The organism is Brevundimonas sp. CEF1 (genome assembly GCF_051353055.1).
Classification (GTDB): domain Bacteria; phylum Pseudomonadota; class Alphaproteobacteria; order Caulobacterales; family Caulobacteraceae; genus Brevundimonas.
The window spans coordinates 565,362-583,742 of record NZ_CP195593.1 but is presented as its reverse complement, the minus strand read 5'-3'; the positions used below and the strand labels follow the sequence as shown (position 1 = coordinate 583,742).

Here is an 18,381-nt window from a genome sequence, read left to right as displayed (position 1 = left end):
CGCCTCTTCGTTGCAATCAGAACTGCTGTGCGGTCGGACGGATGACAATCGCGTTGACGTCGACGTCATCAGGTTGTTCGACGGCGAACGCGATAGCACGCGCCACCGATGCCGCCGGGATGGCCTGCTTGTAGAAGTCCAGCACCGTCTCGGCAGCCGTGCCAGAGGTCGTGAACTTCAAATCGCTTTCGACAGCTCCAGGCTCGATTGACGTAACCCGGACCTTTTCCCCCACCTCGTAGCGCAAGCCCTCGCTGATCGCGCTGACGGCGAACTTGGTGCCGGAGTAGACAGTGCCGCCTGGTGCGAAGACCTTGATGCCCGCAACCGAGCTCAGGTTGATGATGTGACCGCTGCCCTGCTCGAGAAAACCGGGAAGGGCCGCCGCGATGCCGTAGAGCGTACCCTTCAGATTGACGTCGATCATCTGGTCCCACTCGTCGGTGTTGACCTCGGCCATCGGACGGATCGGCATCAGCCCGGCGTTGTTGATCAGCACGTCGAGGCGGCCGAAGTCGGCAATGATTGCGGCGACGACGGACTGGACCGCCGATTTGTCGGTCACGTCCAGCGCGTAGCTACGTGCCGTGCCGCCGTTTGAGGCGATGTCCGCGACGACCTCGTCGAGCCTGTCCTTGCGCCGGGCGGCGATGGCCACCTTCGCGCCGCGTTCAGCGAGAAGGCGCGCTGTTTCCGCGCCGATGCCGCTGCTGCCGCCGGTAATGAGAACGACCTTGCCTTCGATACCCTTTGTCATGTCTGTATTCCTTCAAGTGAGTTGTTGATTTTTCGCCGCATGGCGGCCCCGCGCGAGCCCGCCCGGCCTGATGGGGTCACCGCGAGCGCAATAGGACGGGCCCGGCGCTCACCTTGATGCGGAGCAGCTCGTAGGGCTTGCGGCGCAAATCCCGCCCGCCGTGAAAACCGGGCTGACGGTGGAGCTGGTTGGCGGTGAAGTAGAGATATCCGTCGGTGCCGATCGACAGCGTGTCGGGCCAGCTGATGCGCGGGTTGCTCACCACCGTGGTCCAGCGGCCCTGGTCGAACACGCGGATTGCGTTGTTCTCGTAATCGCCGGCGAACACGCGGCCCTTGTCGTCTTCGGCTATCCCGTCTGAGGCGCCTTTGCGCCCCAGGCTGCGGACCGCGCGGGCCAGTGCCTCCTCGGACACCGCGGGATCGCGCAGCATCGCCGTGGGCACCGCGTGCAGCGTGCGGCCCGCCAGCGGACCGTAATACAGCAGGCTACCGTCGGCGCTGAGCGCAATCGCGTCGCTTGCGATCGTGACCGGCGTCGCCGGTCCATCGGCGGGACGGTTCATCAGCAGCGCACCGTCGACAACCGGGGTGAAGCCGGGCTCGGGGTTGGTCGTCGCATGGTTCGACAGGCGCCGGATCGCACGCCCGCTGGCGATATCGACGACGATGATGCCGCCGACACCGGCGTTGCTGCTGTCGGTGATATAGGCGACGCCCTCGGCGCCCTGACGCAGATCGAAGCGCACGTCGTTGAGGTAGGTCGTGGGCAGCACCACGCTGGGCGGCAGGACGATCGTCTTCACCACCCGGTCGGTCGCAAGGTCGATTGCCACCAGCTTTGCACCGCCGGCCTGCGGCTTAGAGAAATTGGGAGCCGCCGTGTCGAGCACCCAGAGGCGGTTGGCGCCATCGGCCACCACGCTCTGCACCGAGATAAAGTGCCCCGCCGGGTCGGCCGGATCGGGTTGGTTGGTCGCGGCGTCGGGATAGGGCACCGCCTTGCCGTCGACCAGCTCGGCAACCGTGAACGGCGCGTTGTCGCCCCACTGCGGGAAGTTGACGAAGATGCGCCCGTTGGGGGCGACGGTCACGCCAGTCGGCATCGCGCCATCGAAGGTAGCGACCTGTTCGATCTGGGGCGCGGATTCACCCTCGCGGGTCGTCGCGCAGGCGGCGAGCGAGAGGGCAGCGCCAGCGGCAAGAAGCAGTTTGGCGGAGGTTTTCATGGTGTCATTTCCTTGAGAATGCGGCCCGCGTCGGGGGGCTCCGACCGGAGGTATTGCGGCGGAGCCTTTACCGATGCGCCAAGCGCGGCGGCGGCGTGCCAGGGCCAGCGCGGATCCCACAGCGCAGCGCGGGCTATCGCTATGGCGTCGGCATGCCCGTCTTCGAGGATGCGCTCCGCCTGCTGCGGATCGGTGATCATTCCGACCGCCACGACAGGCATGGCGACCGCGTCCTTGACCGTCCTCGCCAGCGGCACCTGATAGCCGGGGCCGACAAGGATTTGCTGGCGCGGATCGAGGCCGCCACTGGAGACGTGGATCGCCGCGCAACCGCGCCGCTCCAACTCCTGCGCAAACCGCGCCGTCTCCTGCGCTGTCCAGCCGCCTTCGACCCAGTCGGTCCCCGAAACGCGGACGGTCACCGGGCGGTCGGCCGGTAATGCTTCGCGCACGGCAGCGAACACTTCGAGCGGGAACCGCATCCGGTTGTCGAGGCTGCCGCCGTATTCGTCGCCGCGCCGGTTGGAGATCGGCGAAAGAAACTCGTGGAGCAGATAACCGTGCGCCGCGTGGATCTGGATGGCATCGATGCCGAGCCTGCCGGCGCGGCGGGCGGCATCCGCGAACGCCTCCCGGATGCGGGCAAGCCCTGCCTTGTCCAGTTCGACGGGGGGATGGTCGTCCGGAGCGAAGGGAGTGGCGCTGGGTGCCACGGTCTGCCAGCCGTTCTCTGCATCGGGGGCAAGCTGCGCTCCGCCGTGCCACGGCTTGGCACAGCTCGCCTTGCGGCCGGCATGGGCCAGCTGGATGATCAGCGGCATGTCCGACCAACGGCGCACACTTTCGAGCACGCTTCGCATCGCCGCTTCGGTACGGTCATCGTATAGGCCGACGTCACCGTAGGTGATGCGCCCTTCCGGGCTGACCGCGGTCGCCTCGATCGTCAGCGCGCCCGCGCCCGACAGCGCCAACTGGCCGAGATGCATCTGGTGCCAGTCGGTCATCGCGCCGTCGACTGCCGAATACTGGCACATCGGCGCGATGACGATGCGGTTGGCGAGCCGCAGCCCGCCAACCTCAATCGGTTCGAACAAATTCGCCATCACCATTCGCCCGTGTTGGGCATGGAGGCCCAGGGTTCGGCCGGAGCCTTGTGCTCGCCCTTCTGCAGCAGTTCGATCGATATCCCGTCCGGCGAGCGGACGAACGCCATGTATCCGTCACGCGGGGGGCGATTGATCGTCACGCCGCCCGCCTGCAGCCGCGCGCACGTTTCGTAGATGTCGTCGACCCCGTAGGCGAGGTGGCCGAAGTTGCGGCCCCCGGTATAAGTCTCGGCAGGGTTGCCGTCCTCGGGCGGCCAGTTGTACGTCAGTTCGACCTCGGCATCGCCCTGCTCCCCGTCGCCGCGGAAATCCTCGTCGGCGGCAAGGTAGATCAGCGTGTAACGCCCGGCCTGGTTCTCCATGCGCCGGGTTTCCTTGAGACCCAGCAGCGTGAAGAAACGGATCGCCGCCTCGGGATCGGCGACGCGCACCATGGTGTGGAGATAGCGCATGATCAGGCGACCTTGTCCTTGAGGGCTTCCATCACGAGCTCCGCGGTGCGGGTAGCGCTGGCGGGGTTCTGGCCGGTCACCAGATTGCCGTCGCGCAGGGCGAAGGGGGCAAAATCGGGGCCGCCCTCGTGCTTGCCGCCGAGTTCCTTGAGACGCGTTTCGAGCAGGAACGGCACCGCCTGATCGAGGCCGACCGCGCGTTCCTCGCTGTCGGTGAAGCCCGCGACACGGCGATCGGCGACGAAGGGCGTGCCATCGGCCTTTTTCGCTGAGACCAGCCCCGCCGGTCCATGGCAGACGGCGGCGACGATCTTGCCTTCGCGGTCGAAGCGTTCGACCAGGCGCGCCAGTTCGTCGCTGCCGGGGTAATCGAACATGGTGCCGTGGCCGCCGGGCAGGAACAGCGCGTCGTAGCCGGCGGGATCGATGCTTGTGAATACAGGGGTGCTGGTAACCTCGGCCTTCAGGGCCTCGTCCTTCAGATAGCGCTCGACCGAAGCGTCATTCTCGCCGTCGGCGTTGACGCTGCGCTGGTCAACGGGGATGGCGCCGCCCTTGATCGAGGCCAGCGTCACGTCGGCGCCCGCATCGCGGAACGCGTAGTACGGGGTGGTAAGTTCTTCGAGCCAGACACCCGTCGGTTCGGTGCCGGGAATCATTCGGTCGGCGGAGGTGGCCACCATGAGAATGCGGGTCATCGTCAGTTGTCCTTCTCCATTGATGTGGGGACACGAGCAAACGCACACGGCGCGGCCGCGCCCGCCACAAAGACAGTGGTGAGAGCTTTCAGCAGTTGGCGGCGATTTTGCATTCGATCGTTCCTTTCGGCGGCCTAGATAGGCAGGGAACGGCATCATGAAATCCAGCGAGAATGGCGGACGGCCATAAATGCGCTTATGGAACCGGAATGTCCCTCCTGCAGTTGCGCACCTTCGTTGAAGTCTACCGCCGTCGTTCGCTGAGCGAGGCGGCCCGGGCAATCGGCATCACCCAACCGGCTGCGTCGCAGCACATCGCATCGCTCGAGGCGCAACTGGGCCGTCCCTTGTTCGATCGCCATTCGCGCGGCGTCCGACCGACAGCGATCGCCGACGATCTCGCTGCTTCAATCGGAAGCAGCCTTGACACAGCGGAATCGGCACTGGCCAGCGCGCGGGCCCGTTCGTCCCGCATCTCGGGCACGGTCCACATCGCCGCGCCGTCGGACCTGCTGGGCGAAATGATCACGCCCCGACTGGCTCCGCTGCTGGAAGCAGGGCTGGACCTGCGGCTGCATATCGGCGGGCGCGAGGCGCTTTATGCCATGCTCCTCGAAGACAAGGTGCACCTGGCCGTCACCGCCTCGCAACCCGAAGATCCGCGGTTGGCCTTCCATGCGCTGGGCGAAGAGCACCTGCGCGCCGTAGCCTCGCCCGCCGTGGCCATGCGGATTGCCGAATTGCCGCTTGCCGACGGGCTCAACCGGACGGCCCACCTCGCCTACGACCTCGACCGGCCGCTGCTGCGAACCTGGCTCCATGCAAACCAGCTCGAGCTGACGAGCCAGCCCGCGTTGACCGCGCCCGATTTGAGAGTATTGCGATCGGGATTGTGCGCGGGTCTCGGCTGGACGGTGATGCCCGGCTATCTCACCCGCAGCGAACGCGCTGCCTGCACGCTGATCGAGATACCCGCCCCGGTCACGGTGCCGCGCAACGCCTACTACCTCGTCTGGGCACGCTCATCGCTGCGACACCCGCGCGTGGCCATGGCTCGGGACGCCCTGATTGCTGCACTCCGAATATGATTGTGGCGACGCCTGTTGGGCCGTGAGCGCAATGTCGGGTCTGAACCAGTTGAGCGCTGGCGGAACGAAGGGCGGCTTTCGGGATCGTCGGCGACAAGGCTGAACGGCCGGATGTGGGGCGCAAAGCGGTTATCCTAGGAATGAAAAGGTTGTGTCCTCCCCTGCCCCAAAGTCGGCCACCTCTGTTCGAATCCTCGGGCGGGACTCGAACTCACGTTAAATAATTGGGATCTTTCCGACCGATCCCGTTGCGGAAGGGCTGGGGCACGCCGTTGCACTAGCGTGAGAATCCGGCCGTGAGCCACAGATCGCAGCTGGGGGTCTCGCCTGATTTCGCACTGCCCGAGGATACCCCAAAATACCCCCATAAAGGCCCCGGCTTCAAGCGAACACATACGGACGCATACGGCCCCAAGCGAATAGGCGTGGTAGCACATCTGTTATTGAAATCAGCGATTTGGGTAAACAATCCGGATGTATACGGACGCAAGCGAACACATGCGGACGCTATTTCCTGGTAGCGGAGAAGGAACATATATCGAACATATAACGTTCTGACATTGCGCGTTTTTCCGCCCAACTCTTGGAAAATACCCCCACCGATCCTCCCAGAATCGCGAATTTGCGCCAAACCGTTACAAGGGTGCGATCGGCCGACTAATGTTCGAAAATTGGCAGCTCAACCGCCTCATTGAACGGCGGAAGTTGGGCCGATTGTTGACCGTCCTCTTTTTGTGGAAAATCGGCTAAAGCTGCCGTCAACCAGCTGACTCTTAATCAGCGGCCCCCAGGTTCGAGCCCTAGCGCGCCCACCATATTTCCCTTATTCATCAATCAGATACAGATCCAGCGCCTCACATCAATGGGTCCTGAACCTAAGAGCCCGAAGCCGACCGAACCATATCCAAACGCCCCGCAATTGCAGCGGTTGTCCAGTCTTCAAACCTTGGAAAATGCTGGGAGCCCGAGATGTGGGCCAATGAGTCCAACTTTCTGTGTCGGAGTCTAGCCTGCTGTGTCGTCCGACACTTGCGTCGCGCTCGAAACGATTCGAACGTCCGATCCTCAGATTCGTAGTTGGATGCCGTCAGCGGACGCTCCCAAAGTCCGATATGAGTCAAAAGCGGCCATAGCGCCGCCTAAAAGAACTTCTGCAAATCGGGATACCCGGCCACGGTTCTGCAACGCTAATCCAGAAGCCGGCTCGGCGGCACGCCAAGCGCAGCCGCAATGCGTCCCAGCGCCCTGACGCTAGGATTTCTCGTGCCGCGCTCGAGATCGCTGAGATAGCTCCGCTTCATACCGGCCCGGAAGGCCAGCTCCTCCTGCGAGAGGCCTGCAGCAGTCCTTAGAACACGCACGTTGCGGCCTAAAAGGGCTACGACGTCCATGGGCACAGGAGACCGGCCAAGCTCGAGTTTGGCTGCCCACCAGACGTGTCAATTAGAGTGGCGATCCGGCTCGAGCAGAATGCGTGGATCAACACCCAGAGCGATCGCAAGCCGCTCTAGCGCTTCGACGCTTGGTTTTCGATTGCCGAGCTCAATGCCGCTCACATAGCTCCGCTTCATGTCAGCACGGAACGCGAGCTCTTCCTGAGAAATGCCCAGGGCGTTTCGATGACGCCTTATATTTCGGCCCAGTAGGGCGACGAGGGACATCCAGACAATTGAGCGCCACCGGACTCTTTAATCTGTCCCCTAATCGTGTCATTTTGCCCTCTGAACGTGTCATTGAGGGACTAATGACTGGTCAAGCCGCGATCAGGCATAGCAAGAACCCATCAGGTCTCGGAGACCTGTACCTCCGGCATGCTAGCTGGCTCTCATCCCGTCTCCGCCGTCTAGGCGTCACGGGCGTCGACGACATCGTTCAGGAGACCTACCTCCGCATCGCGCCCTACCAGGCGCGTGGCGAGGTCCGCCACCCGAAGTCCCTCCTTCTCCGGATCGCCACCAACCTCGTGGCCGAGGAAGGCCGCCGCACGCAAAGGCAACGCCTGCACGCCGCCACCACCACCGCCTGCAACGACGCCGCCTCCCAGACGGAAGCCGTCCTGCTGAAGCAGCTGATCCTCAGGCTTCCACAACCCGAACGAGATATTTTCATGCTCAGCCGGTTCGGAAGTTTGACAAACGAGGAGATCGCAGCGCGACTAGAGTTGTCGGTAAAGACTGTGGAGCGTCGCATCACGCGGGCGCTAAAACAGGTCGATGCTCAACTCCGACGCTAGTCCAAGGGCTGCGATGCCGACTGAGGTGAAGACACGTACGGCCGCCGACGATCAGGCGGCCAACTGGATAGCGCGGCTCGGCACGCGCACCATTTCGCTCGACACCGTCCAGGCCTTCGCCAAATGGCGCGAGATTCCCGAAAACGCCGAAGCCTACCGTCGGGCCGAACAGCTCTGGGCGCGGAGCGGCGAACTCGCAGGCGACCCGGACATCCAGGCAGCCCTTCAACAGGCCCACCAACGTCGGCCGCGTCGTTTCGGCTCGCGCGAAGTCCGCGCAATCGGCCTGACAGCGGCGCTGGCCGCGACGCTCGCGGCCGGGTTTGTCTTCTGGGAGGGGCGCAACACCTACTCCACCGGGATCGGAGAACAGCGGACGCTGCAACTGGCCGACGGGTCGCGGGTCCGTCTGGACACGGCCTCCAGGATGCGGGTCCGCTTCACCGCCGGTGAACGTCGCATTGAGCTGACCCAAGGTCAGGCCCTGTTCGAGGTGGCGCACAACGCCGCCCGTCCCTTCGTGGTGTCAACCACCGACGCCTCCGTCACCGCAGTCGGCACCGTATTCGAAGTTCGTCGCGTCGGTTCAGAAACCCGCGTCGTCCTGTTGTCGGGCGCCGTCGACGTCGCCCAGTCCGCTGCGCCGGCCGCGCCACAAAGACTGAAGCCCAACCAGCAATCGGCGATCCGCGCTGGAACCGCCAGGATATCCACCGTTAACGCTGATGTCGCGACTAGTTGGACCGACGGCCAGCTCACCTTTGTGGATACCCCGCTCGTCGACGCCGTGGCCGAGATGAACCGCTACCTGACGGCGCCGATCATTCTCGACGCGCCTGCCTCGGCCAACACCCCGATCAACGGCGTCTTCCGCAGCGGGGACCGGTCGGCCTTTGTTTCGGCAGCCGCCCATCTGCTCGGCCTGAAAGCGATCCGCGAGCCTGACGGCAGGGTTCGACTGGTCACTCCAAGGAATAATGAAAAGGGGTGAGGGTCAGACCCTAGCCCAACCGTCTCTACCCCGACGCGCTCCTGCGTCGAGGGGGAGAGACAAGATGACCGCCCACCGCTTAAGCCTTTTCGCCGGCGTCGCCCTGGCCGCCGTATCCGGCGCCGCGCACGCCCAGTCTTCAGCCCCGCCTTCAACACCGGCCCAGGCGCCGGTCCAGACACACTTCGCGATTCCCGCCGGACCTCTGGGCGCAGCCCTCAACGCCTATGCTCGCCAGGCCGGCCGGCAGTTGATGTTCACGTCGGACCAGGTCGCGGGCCGCCGGACTTCTGGCCTGAACGCCAGAATGAGCGCCGACGCCGCCCTCGATCGGCTACTGGCCGGGTCCGGCCTCGTCGCGGTTCAGTCCTCCAGCGGGGCCTGGGTCCTTCAGCGCGCGCCCCGGGATGAGTTCGCGGAGGCCGTGGTCGTCGACGACGTCGTCGTCACCGGCACCCTGCTTCGGGGGCCAGGCGACACGCCCTCCCCGGTCACGGTGATCCGGCGCGACGATCTTGACCGCACCGGCCGCGCCACGATCGCGGAAGCCCTGGCCGCCCTGCCCCAGAACTACGCCGGCAGCGGCACGCCGACGGCGGCCCTGGTCGGATCGGATCCGATGCAGAGCAATTCGGGCCTGGCGACCGGGGTGAACCTGCGCGGTCTCGGACCGGACTCCACCCTGGTGCTGGTCAACGGCCGTCGCATGGCCGGCGCCGGCGGCAGGGGTGATTTCGCCGACGTCTCGGCCGTTCCGACCGCCGCCGTCGAACGTGTTGACGTCCTGCTCGACGGGGCCTCCGCCCTCTATGGCGCCGACGCCGTCGGGGGCGTGGTCAACATCATCCTTCGGCGGGACTTCGACGGTCAGGAAAGCCGCCTGCGCATAGGCGCCGCTAAGGGCGGCGGCGAGTCCGTCATCGCCGCCCATACGATTGGCCGGACCTGGTCGACCGGTCAGGCGCTCCTTTCGTACGAGTTCGAGCGGCAGAACGCGCTGAGCACCACGGACCGCGCCTATACAGCGACGGGCGACCTCAGGCCCTTCGGCGGCACGGACCATCGGACCTATTACGCCGTCCCGGGCAATATCGTCCGCTTCGACAACGCCAGCAGCAGCTACGTCGTCACCCACGCCATCCGCCCGGGCGCGGGCGGCGTCGCGGTCTCAGCGGCGGATTTCGCCGCCGGCCAGCAGAACTACGGCAACACCCGAACAGGCGCCGCCCTCGTCCCGGAGTTCGATCGCCACGCGGCCTATCTCTACGTCAGGCAGCAGGTCGGCGCGCATCTCGAGTTCACAGGTGATCTCCGCTTCAGTCAGCGCGAGTTCGAAACCGAAAGCACCACCCCGACCGTCATCGCGACGGTCACGACGGCGAACCCGCATTTCGTGTCTCCGACCGGCGCGACATCGCACAGCATCGCCTATTCCTTTGGTGGAGACCTTGGGGTCTCTCAACGCTCAGGTCGAGCACGCAGTCTCGGCGCGACCCTGGGAGCGCGTGTCTTCCTGCCCTCCGACTGGGAGGCCGAAGCCTTTCTGACCTATGGGGCCGAGCGGGCCGACGACGGGCGTCGCGGCATGATTCAGTCCACCTTCCTGCAGGAAGCCTTGGGAAACACCGCGGACGATCCGGCGACCGCCTTCTCGGCGCCGCGTGACGGCTACCTCAACCTCTTCGGCTCCGGCGCGGCCAACGCCCGCACCGTCCTGGACTTCATCTCCAGCGGCTGGAGTCGATATACCGACGAGAACGAGGTGGCCTCCGCCAACCTCATAGCCCAGGGCACGGCCTTCAAGCTGCCTGCGGGAGATCTGAAGGTTGCGGTCGGCGCCCAGTTCCGAACGGAGGTGCTGAAGAACAGCGGCGTCACCTTCACCTCCGGCCTCACTCCCCTGTCGACGCGCTCCCCTGACAAGGACCGCAAGGTCGCCGCCGCCTTCATCGAGGTTCGCGCGCCGCTCGTCGGTCCAGACCATGCGGTTCCGGGGATTCAGAAGCTCGAGCTCTCCCTCGCGGGGCGGCTGGAGGACTATGACGACATAGGCTCCACCGCCAATCCCAAGATCGGCCTGATGTGGACCCCTGTCGAGGACCTCAAGGTCCGCGCCAACTGGGGGACGTCCTTTCGCGCACCGGCCATGACCGAGCTGGCGCAACGCCGCTACATTTCCGCGACCTTCGTCGCCGATACGGTCGGCCAGCAGGTCGCCCTCTTCGAAGGCGGCGGCAATCCGGACCTCAAGCCCGAGACCGCGGACACCTTCACCCTCGGTTTCGATTATCGCCCCAGGGACAGGTCATGGCGTTTCGGCGCCACCTGGTTCGACATAGCCTTCTCCGACCGGATCGGGCGTCCGGCGCTCGACAATCTCACCCAGGTGCTGCTGGATCCCACCCTTGCGCCCTTCGTCCATCGGGTCGATCGCAACTCGGCCGCCGACCGGGCGGCCGTAGAGGCGCTGATCACCAGTCCCGACTTCCTGCTGCCGGGCGTCCTTCCCGCAGACGCCTTCGGCGTCATCGTCGATGGGCGCTGGCTGAACACGGCGGCGGTAGAGGTGCGGGGCTTAGACGGTTACGCCGCCTATGATCTGGACCTGGCCGGCGGCGAGCTCACCCTGGAAGCCACCGCCTCCTACATGACCGACTACAAGCGCCGCATCACTACGGCCGCGCCGTCCGTCGACCTCGTCGACACCTACGGCTTCCCGGTCGATCTGCGGGGCGTCGTGTCCGGTCGCTGGGTGCGAGACGATGTTTCGCTTCGGGTGGCGGTGAACCACGTCGGCGGCTATCGCGACCTCCTGGAATCCCGGATCGGCTCCTGGACGACGACGGACCTGCAGGTGGGGTGGACGCCCTCGGGCGCGTGGGGCGACGGGCTCAGCCTGACAGCCTCGGTGCGGAATGTCTTCGATGCGGACCCGCCCTTCTATGACGCGGTCACGGGCATCGGCTTCGACGCCGGGCAGGCCGACCCCCTGGGTCGGACCTTCGCGCTGCAACTGACCAAGCGCTGGTAGGTCTCCCATGTTTCGCACTGTGCTCGCCGCCGCGAGCGCGGTCCTGATCTGCGGATCCGGACCCGCTCTCGCCGCGCCCGTAACCCTGGACGACCTCCTTCGTCTCGAACGCTTCGGCCAGGTCGCCCTTTCTCCTCGCGAGACCACCCTCGCCTTCGAACACATCGGCCCCATGATCGAGGCCGGACCCTATGAATATGACGCGCTGGATCTGGTGCTGCGCTCAAGCATCATGGTCGCCCCGGCGGACGGGAGCGCGGCCCCTCGCAGCCTGCTGGCAAGGGCGAAAGGCGAGGGCCATGTCATCGGCGCCTGGTCTCCGGACGATCGACACCTGCTCATCTATCGGCTCGCAGAACGCTCTTTTGCGGCGGGGATCGTGAACACGGCCACAGGAGACGTCCTGTGGCTGCCCGGCACGCCCGACACCTCCATGTGGGGGCGGGCGGCGCAATGGCGCAACAACGCTGAGCTGGTCATGATCCAGCGCGTGGAGGGCGATCTCCCGCCCATGGTGCGCCAGGGCTTTCATGTTCAGGACCGGATGAGCGAGCTGTGGCGGTCCACCCGGGAGGGGCTGCAACCCGGCCGCACCCTGATCGGCGGGGGCGCCTTTCTGGACAGGAACCCCAGACCGGCGGAGTCCCGTCTGGTCCTGGTGTCGGCCGCGACCGGACGACAGCAGAGCCTGGCGACGGGTCGTTTTCACGACCTGGAAATCGCCCCAGGCGGAGCCTTCGCCGCTGCGGTGCGGTTCTCCGGGGACCGCCCGTTCGATCCAGACGCCCCCTTCCTTCAGGGAGATTTTTCAGAACGGCGCGAGCTCACCCTGGCAAACCTCGAAAGCGGCGAAGTCTGGGAGCCGCTCCCGGGACTGGACATCTCTCCGCTCCTGATGTCGTGGTCGCTCTCTGGCGATCGTTTGCTGGTCTGGGCAAGGCAGGACGGCGAGCCCTGGTCGAGCGGTCGGCTGATGCAGATCGACCCCGGACGAAAAACCGTCAGGGCTACGGACCTGGGCGGCTTCAAGCCGGCGCGGCTCGAGACCGGACTTCGAACCGAATTCATCAGCGCGGACTGGCTTGGCGAAAACCCGATCCTCTATGTCCAGAACGGCGACCGACGCGACTGGATCTCTCTTACGGATGCCGGCCCGCAGGTCCTGACGGCCGCGCTGGCCTCGCCCTCCTTCTCGCTGATCGCGGTTTCCGCGCGCCGCCTCGTGGTGCAATCCGGAGCCGAGGCCTGGTCCATCGATCAAAACGGCTCGGCGACACGTTTGGGCAGGGCGATCCGCGCCAGGCCGAGCGCGACATCAGCCCTCTTCAGCCGGGGTCAACGCTTCTCCTTCAACAGCCCGGCCCGACGGGACTGGACATTGACCGGTGATGGCCAGGAGATGTGGCGAGTGGATACGGCCACGGGCGCCGCGACCGGCTCCAGATCGGAGATGTCATCCCGGATCGCCGCAGCGGGGGAACGGCGCACCGTCGTCGCGATCAGGGATGACCGTAACCGTGAAGCGCTCGCCCTGGACGGCGCGCCTCCCTTGATGCGATTGAACGATCGGCTCGCCGAGGTGAGTTATGCTCCCGTGGAAGCGGTGATTCACACGGCCCCGGACGGCGCGCCGCTCACGAGTTGGCTCTACCGCCCGCTCAGAACAAGCGATCACAAGCCTCCCCTGATCGTCGTTCCCTATCCTGGCGAGCCCGCATACCAGCCAGCCTCGCCGGAAGACGGCGTGACCTCCAACGTTCAACTGATGACGGCGGCCGGCTATGCGGTGCTGATCCCGAGTCTCCCCAGACCGGACAGACGGGGCGAGCCCGCCCTCGGCATGGCGGACGACATCCTCGCCGCTGTTGACGCCGCAGAGTCTCTGGACGCCTTCGACTCTAAACGGATCGTCCTGTGGGGGCACAGCTTCGGCGCCTTTGCAGCCGTCGCCGCGGCGACCCAATCAGATCGCTTCTCCGCCGTGATCGCGGCGAACGGACCCTATAATCTGCTCAGCGCCTGGGGCCAGTTCTCCCTGCCCGCCGCGCTTTCGCCGGCGGACGGGCTGCCGGTGAGATCGAGGGCCGGTTGGGTCGAGACCGGTCAGGGAGGGCTCGGGTCTCCCCCCTATGCCGACACGGACCGTTATGTGCGCAACAGTCCGGCCCTGGCCGCCGACCGGATCTCGGCGCCGGTTCTGCTTGTCACGGCCGATCGCGATTATGTTCCCCCCGGACAGGCCCAGGAGCTTTTCTCAGCCCTTTACCGACAGCAGAAGGACGTCGTCCTCCTGACCTACATGGGCGAGGGCCATGTCCTCTCCAGCCCGGCGAACATCCGCGACTATTATGAAACCGTTTGGGCCTGGCTGGACGAGGTGCTGCAACCTTCGCGCGTCAGGCCTGGTCGCCAGAACAAATAGGTCTTTTTCATAGGACTGAGCTCAGGTCCGGCGCCGCAAGCTCTGGACCTGAGCGACCGTCAGCCCCCGATCACATCCGATCAGCCTCGGCGCGGTCTCGCGCCAAGATCAGTCCCGCAGGCTCTACGCCGGTCGCCCGGCGGTGTTCGATCCGCAGATGGCTGATCTCCTTGATCAGCCGGTCCAGCTGTTTGCTGATAGCCAGGAGGATGCTCAAGCAGCCGAAGGCGGCGAAGAAGAGTAGAGCCGTCTGCCACTGCGTCATCCGCCTGCCTTCGACTTGCCGCCCGACCTGACCTTTGGAGCGGTCTTCGTCGCCTTGCGTCCACCGACCCCCAACCCCATCCGCTTGGCCAGATCAGACCGCGCCCTGGCGTAGTCGGGGTGGACCATCGGGAAATCCGCAGGAAGGCCGAAGGCGTCGCGATAGGACTGCGGGGTGTGCCCGTGGATCGCCAGGTGGCGCTTCATCGACTTGAAGGGCTTCTGCGTGATCAGGCTGATGATACCCGAGGGGGTGATCAGCTTGCGGGCCTGGGCGGCCGTGAGCTTTCGTACCGGTTCAACCTCCTCGATGCGATCTGAACCGGTGGAACCGAGCGCGGCATGGACGGAGGTGATCAGGCCGGGCAGCGCGCCTGCCTCGATCCTGTTGTTCGTCACATAGGCTGCGACGATGTCGGCGGTCATGTCGAGAAGGTCCCGATCAGACGTCATCGCGTCGTCCAAGGTAGGGCTCCAGTAAAAAACGGGACTTCCTGGATATCCTGTAACGCCGTCATCGGACAGGCCGATTACTGGCTCGCGAGTCCAAGGTGTAGCCGCCTAGCGGCTAGGAACGCCAGGCGCTCACCCAGCTTTCGACGAGGCTCAGCATCATCAGTTCCAGATAGCCGCCTTGCCAGATCAGATGTTCAACCTGCAGCGCGGCCTCGACCTGCTCGCGATCGATCAGGCCGTGGCGAGCAAGATATCCCTCCAGCAGATGCGGTCGGAGACGATCGATGTTGGCCGCCAGCACCCGACCATAATAGCCGCCGAGTTCCGACTTCGAGCGCCGCTGGATCAGGGCGGCAGGGAGCCTGTCGGCAAACGCCTCCCGAGCCATAAGACGATCATGCCCGCCCCTTGTCAGTTCATAGGCAGGTATGGCGAGGACGGTTTCCATGACCGGTTGGCTGAGGGCCGGATGAAGCAGATCCGCCCTCGCATTTCGCAATGATGGGCTGTGAAGGCCGAGATTGCTGGTGAAGCCGACGACCTGCTGACGTTTGGCGGGTCCCAGGTCAGCCACGTCGGCCAGCCATGGATGAGGCGCGACGTCCATTTGGCGGATATCCGGGTGAAGAAGTCCGTTCGCCAACGGGCCGTAGTCGCGCGGACGTCTCGCCGCAACCAGCGCCGCCCTCATGGTGCGCCAGGCGGAGCGTCTCATTCGGCGAGCCAGCACCGGCGCCGTCGGGGTCAATAGGGCCCCCAGCCCGCGATCTCGAATCTGGTCGGCGAGAATGCTGGAACTCGCCGTCTGCACGAAGGCGACATCCCCGCCCTTGCCGGTCAGAACCCCTTCGACGCCATGCCGCTCGCACAGGCCCGCCTGCAGGGCGTCATAAACCGCATCGAGCCGGTTGAGGCTGGGCCGGAGGGACCGGGGATGGTCCAGCGCCAGGCCATTGACCAGGTCCCGGGCGGACCGGGACATGATGGTCAGTTCAACGCCCAGCGTCTCGGCCACCGCCCTGGCGTAGGCCCGCTCGTCCGACTCCGTATAGGGCCCGGAGGTGTTGAGCCACATGACCCGGCCGCGGAAACCACCCGCGAGCAAGCTGGAGGCCATGATCGCCGAATCCAGACCGCCGGAAACCTCGGCGAGGACGGAGGTCCGCCTCCCCACCAGGCCGGTCACCGCACCCTCGACCGTCGCTCGCAACCCGGCAGCATCTGCCGGCGATGAACGACGCGCGGCCTGGGCCGGCGACCAAATCATACGGTTTCGTCCGTCGGGGAGGTGGAGCCCGCCTGGAGGCACCGTCTTCCACGCGCAGACCAGATCGGCTGAAGACAGGGTGATGGGGTCGCGAAGCACCTCCGCCACCGTTCGCCAGCAGAGCCCCGGATGATCGTTCGTCGCCTCGATCATCCAGTTCGGGGCATCGCTTGCGGCCAACCAGGTCGATCCGCTTCGCGATACGGCGCAGTCGACGGCGCCGGACGGGTCCCTGAACACCCCGCTCAAGACCTGATCCGGGCCCAGCAATAGGGCGATGTAACGGCCCCAGAGCCCGTCGCTCAGGTCGCGACACAGGGCGTCGACCGTCTTCCCCGTGATCACCGGCCACGATGGCGACGCGACCTCGCCTATGAGCAAGACTTCGCCAGAAGCGTGAGGAAAGCGAGTGATGACCGCCCGGTCAGTCGCGATCCATAGCCGGGAACCGACCTCGGTGATCCGCCAGCCTTCACGGCGAGCCGCCTCCTTCATCGCCTGGAAAGCGCCTTCGTCCGCCTCCGGCCCCAGCACGGCGACGAAGCGTGTCACGCCCCGATCACCAGGATAGGGGTGTACAGCGCCACCCGGTCGAGATCGTCGTCGAGAAGCACATCCCCGACCTGGAGCCAGCAGTGGGCGGAAAAGGGCCATGTCCGGACCCCGAAAATCCAGGTCGAACCCAGTCCGCGCGACGCCAGGTGGGCGCGCAGAAGACAGGCCCTGTAAAGACACTGCCCCTGCCCCGGCGCCCATGGCATCCAGCGATCGAACAGGCGGGCCTCAGCCATGGCGTCGTCAGCCCGATCATACCGCAGCGGCAGGCAGGGCGACCGTGCGATCAGGGCTCGCAGCGGACGGCCAGGGATGCGCCAAGCCTCGAACGCCATGACCCTCGCCAAAGCCATATTGGAGAAGACGCCGATTTCGGGACCTTCATAGAATCTGGAGGTCCGGACGGCCGGCGTGGGCCTGACCACGGGGTGATCTGAAGAGGCGGTCTGGAACAGCCCTGTTTTGACAAGGCCCTGCGCGATTGCGGGGCTTGCGGCGGTCCACCGTCCGCCCCCCTCACAACTCAGATAACGACCCAGGTCAGGGAGGCAGAAATAGGCGTCTGTCTCGAGGTCCAGGGCGACCAGGTCGTCTTCGACGACGGCGACATGGATGGAGGGCGCTGGCGAGATCATGACGTGCAGGACGGTTGGCCGCCGGCCGAAGCCGACGGCCTGCGACCTCAGCCCTGCGGCTTGATGCGGGTGAAGTCGATCTCGAGGACACCCTCGAGTTCGCCGCCGCGGGTCAGGGCGCGCGCTTCGCCGAGGCGGATGAGGCGGATCGGTCGGGTCATCTCAGTCTCTCCTTTGGTATGCCGCGGAAGTGCGGCTTCATCAGGAGGCGACCGAGGAGCGGAACCGGCAAGCTATATTGCCATATATTCCATGGCCGGTGCAGGCGCCGGCGTCTTTCGGCGCCTGCGGGTCCGTCAGGCCATGCGGATATAGGAGCCGTCCAGTTCCAGGACGCCGACGTGCCATCCGCCGCGAGTGAGGTCGCGGGCCTTGCCCAGACGAACCAGGCGAACACGGGTTGAGTTTTGCATCACAGTCTCCTTGATCAGCCGCAGGATTGCGGCGCCTCCATGGGCGGCCCGTCTCAAGGCTGTGACAAACTATATCTCGATATATTCAACGGCCCGGCTTCGGTCTGGCCCGACGCAGGGCCTCCTCCCCCGCCTTCAGCCAGTCGGCCTCATCGCCGCCCGCCGATTTCTCCACCAGATCGCGCACGCTCGCATTTACAGCCGCGACTATGGTGCGCGCCTCCAGAGCCGCCAAGCGGTCGCCGAGTTGATGATTGAGCTGCTGCACTCCGATCATCACGATGCTCATCAACTTGTTCGAACTGCATCGGATCGCGAAATCCGGAGATCCAATCGAAAGCGAGGCGAAGATGGCGTCCGGATCGGCGTCCACGAAAGAGCAGAAGCGGTAGATGTAATCGACGTTGAGACGCCCTCTACCGGCTTCGAAATCCTGATAGGTTCGGAGAGCGAGGTTCATTCCTTGAGCGACCTCTGCCGACGAGTAGCCGCGCAGGCGTCGAAGACCCCGGATCGCGGCGGAAAGCACTGCGCTGTCGCTTTCAAGCTCAGATTGGTCCGGCGGCTTCATTTCACAACCTCCCCGCGACAGGTGTGGGCGGGGAGCGCGTTTCAGGCAACAGAAGTCAGCGTTTCTCTGCTTAGAATTCACAGTTCGCGCGAATATATCGCGTGCGAGCGCGAGCTTTTCATCTCCCGGCGAGAATATGCCGCGCCCGGACTATCTGCAGCTTCCCCCTTCTGCGGGATGGCCCGAGTCTGGCGATTCGAAGCCCGGAGTCGTC

General features: G+C 65.3%; 17 protein-coding genes. 5 read left to right on the top strand and 12 right to left on the bottom strand.

The annotated features are described in order from the left end of the window. Positions 1-16: 16 nt before the first annotated feature. From ACR9FL_RS02950 to ACR9FL_RS02930, 5 genes are all read right to left on the bottom strand, one after another. Positions 17-757, bottom strand: coding sequence for an SDR family oxidoreductase (locus ACR9FL_RS02950; protein WP_436357071.1), 741 nt, complete (start codon positions 755-757; stop codon positions 17-19). Positions 758-833: 76 nt separating this feature from the next. Beyond that, on the bottom strand, positions 834-1,985 hold the full coding sequence (locus ACR9FL_RS02945) for an L-dopachrome tautomerase-related protein (RefSeq protein WP_436357069.1): 1,152 nt from the start codon (positions 1,983-1,985) through the stop codon (positions 834-836). Continuing rightward, positions 1,982-3,088 carry an NADH:flavin oxidoreductase/NADH oxidase gene (locus ACR9FL_RS02940; RefSeq protein WP_436357068.1) on the bottom strand — a complete coding sequence of 369 codons (1,107 nt, stop codon included), beginning with the start codon at positions 3,086-3,088 and terminating at the stop codon, positions 1,982-1,984. The genes ACR9FL_RS02945 and ACR9FL_RS02940 overlap by 4 nt, the downstream gene beginning before the upstream one ends. Then, on the bottom strand, positions 3,088-3,543 hold the full coding sequence (locus ACR9FL_RS02935) for a VOC family protein (RefSeq protein WP_287900258.1): 456 nt from the start codon (positions 3,541-3,543) through the stop codon (positions 3,088-3,090). Before ACR9FL_RS02935 ends, ACR9FL_RS02940 begins: the two co-directional genes overlap by 1 nt. Positions 3,544-3,545: 2 nt before the next feature. After that, positions 3,546-4,241 (bottom strand): type 1 glutamine amidotransferase domain-containing protein, encoded by a 696-nt coding sequence (locus ACR9FL_RS02930; RefSeq protein WP_436357067.1) that lies wholly within the window; start codon positions 4,239-4,241, stop codon positions 3,546-3,548. A gap of 209 nt (positions 4,242-4,450) precedes the next feature. Between ACR9FL_RS02930 and ACR9FL_RS02925 the strand changes: the two genes are divergently transcribed. Then, complete coding sequence (locus tag ACR9FL_RS02925; RefSeq protein ID WP_436357065.1) at positions 4,451-5,329, top strand: LysR family transcriptional regulator; 879 nt, start codon at positions 4,451-4,453, stop codon at positions 5,327-5,329. A 1,187-nt stretch (positions 5,330-6,516) separates the two neighbouring features. On the opposite strand, the gene ACR9FL_RS02920 is transcribed toward ACR9FL_RS02925, so the two are convergent. Together ACR9FL_RS02920 and ACR9FL_RS02915 are read right to left on the bottom strand one after the other, a co-directional pair. Beyond that, a complete protein-coding gene (locus ACR9FL_RS02920; protein WP_436357064.1) occupies positions 6,517-6,720 on the bottom strand; it encodes a helix-turn-helix domain-containing protein in 204 nt (67 codons plus the stop codon). Between the two features lie 48 nt (positions 6,721-6,768). After that, a complete protein-coding gene (locus ACR9FL_RS02915; RefSeq protein WP_313472136.1) occupies positions 6,769-6,990 on the bottom strand; it encodes a helix-turn-helix domain-containing protein in 222 nt (73 codons plus the stop codon). 83 nt (positions 6,991-7,073) lie between these two features. On the opposite strand from ACR9FL_RS02915, the gene ACR9FL_RS02910 reads away from it, so the two are divergent. The 4 genes from ACR9FL_RS02910 (at position 7,074) to ACR9FL_RS02895 (ending at position 14,006) form a co-directional block, all read left to right on the top strand. Continuing rightward, entirely contained in the window at positions 7,074-7,562 is a 489-nt protein-coding gene (locus ACR9FL_RS02910; RefSeq protein ID WP_436357063.1) for an RNA polymerase sigma factor, read from the top strand. Positions 7,563-7,587: 25 nt separating this feature from the next. Beyond that, positions 7,588-8,553, top strand: a complete 966-nt coding sequence (locus ACR9FL_RS02905; RefSeq protein ID WP_436357062.1) for a FecR family protein — start codon at positions 7,588-7,590, stop codon at positions 8,551-8,553. Positions 8,554-8,617: 64 nt separating this feature from the next. Continuing rightward, complete coding sequence (locus tag ACR9FL_RS02900; RefSeq protein WP_436357061.1) at positions 8,618-11,584, top strand: TonB-dependent receptor; 2,967 nt, start codon at positions 8,618-8,620, stop codon at positions 11,582-11,584. 7 nt (positions 11,585-11,591) lie between these two features. Then, positions 11,592-14,006 (top strand): alpha/beta hydrolase family protein, encoded by a 2,415-nt coding sequence (locus tag ACR9FL_RS02895; protein ID WP_436357060.1) that lies wholly within the window; start codon positions 11,592-11,594, stop codon positions 14,004-14,006. 70 nt (positions 14,007-14,076) lie between these two features. Here the strand turns inward: ACR9FL_RS02895 and ACR9FL_RS02890 are convergent, their stop codons facing one another. The 5 genes from ACR9FL_RS02890 to ACR9FL_RS02870 all read right to left on the bottom strand — a co-directional run bounded on the left by ACR9FL_RS02890 (position 14,077) and on the right by ACR9FL_RS02870 (position 18,167). Next, positions 14,077-14,271, bottom strand: a complete 195-nt coding sequence (locus ACR9FL_RS02890) for a hypothetical protein (protein ID WP_436357058.1) — start codon at positions 14,269-14,271, stop codon at positions 14,077-14,079. Continuing rightward, positions 14,268-14,735: a MucR family transcriptional regulator gene (locus ACR9FL_RS02885; protein WP_436357057.1), complete on the bottom strand. Its 468-nt coding sequence runs from the start codon at positions 14,733-14,735 to the stop codon at positions 14,268-14,270. The genes ACR9FL_RS02890 and ACR9FL_RS02885 overlap by 4 nt, the downstream gene beginning before the upstream one ends. A 103-nt stretch (positions 14,736-14,838) precedes the next feature. Further along, positions 14,839-16,545 (bottom strand): asparagine synthase-related protein, encoded by a 1,707-nt coding sequence (locus tag ACR9FL_RS02880; protein ID WP_436357056.1) that lies wholly within the window; start codon positions 16,543-16,545, stop codon positions 14,839-14,841. Continuing rightward, positions 16,542-16,883: a lasso peptide biosynthesis B2 protein gene (locus tag ACR9FL_RS02875; protein WP_436357055.1), complete on the bottom strand. Its 342-nt coding sequence runs from the start codon at positions 16,881-16,883 to the stop codon at positions 16,542-16,544. Before ACR9FL_RS02875 ends, ACR9FL_RS02880 begins: the two co-directional genes overlap by 4 nt. A 798-nt stretch (positions 16,884-17,681) precedes the next feature. Further along, entirely contained in the window at positions 17,682-18,167 is a 486-nt protein-coding gene (locus ACR9FL_RS02870) for a helix-turn-helix transcriptional regulator (protein ID WP_436357054.1), read from the bottom strand. Between the last annotated feature and the right edge of the window lie 214 nt (positions 18,168-18,381).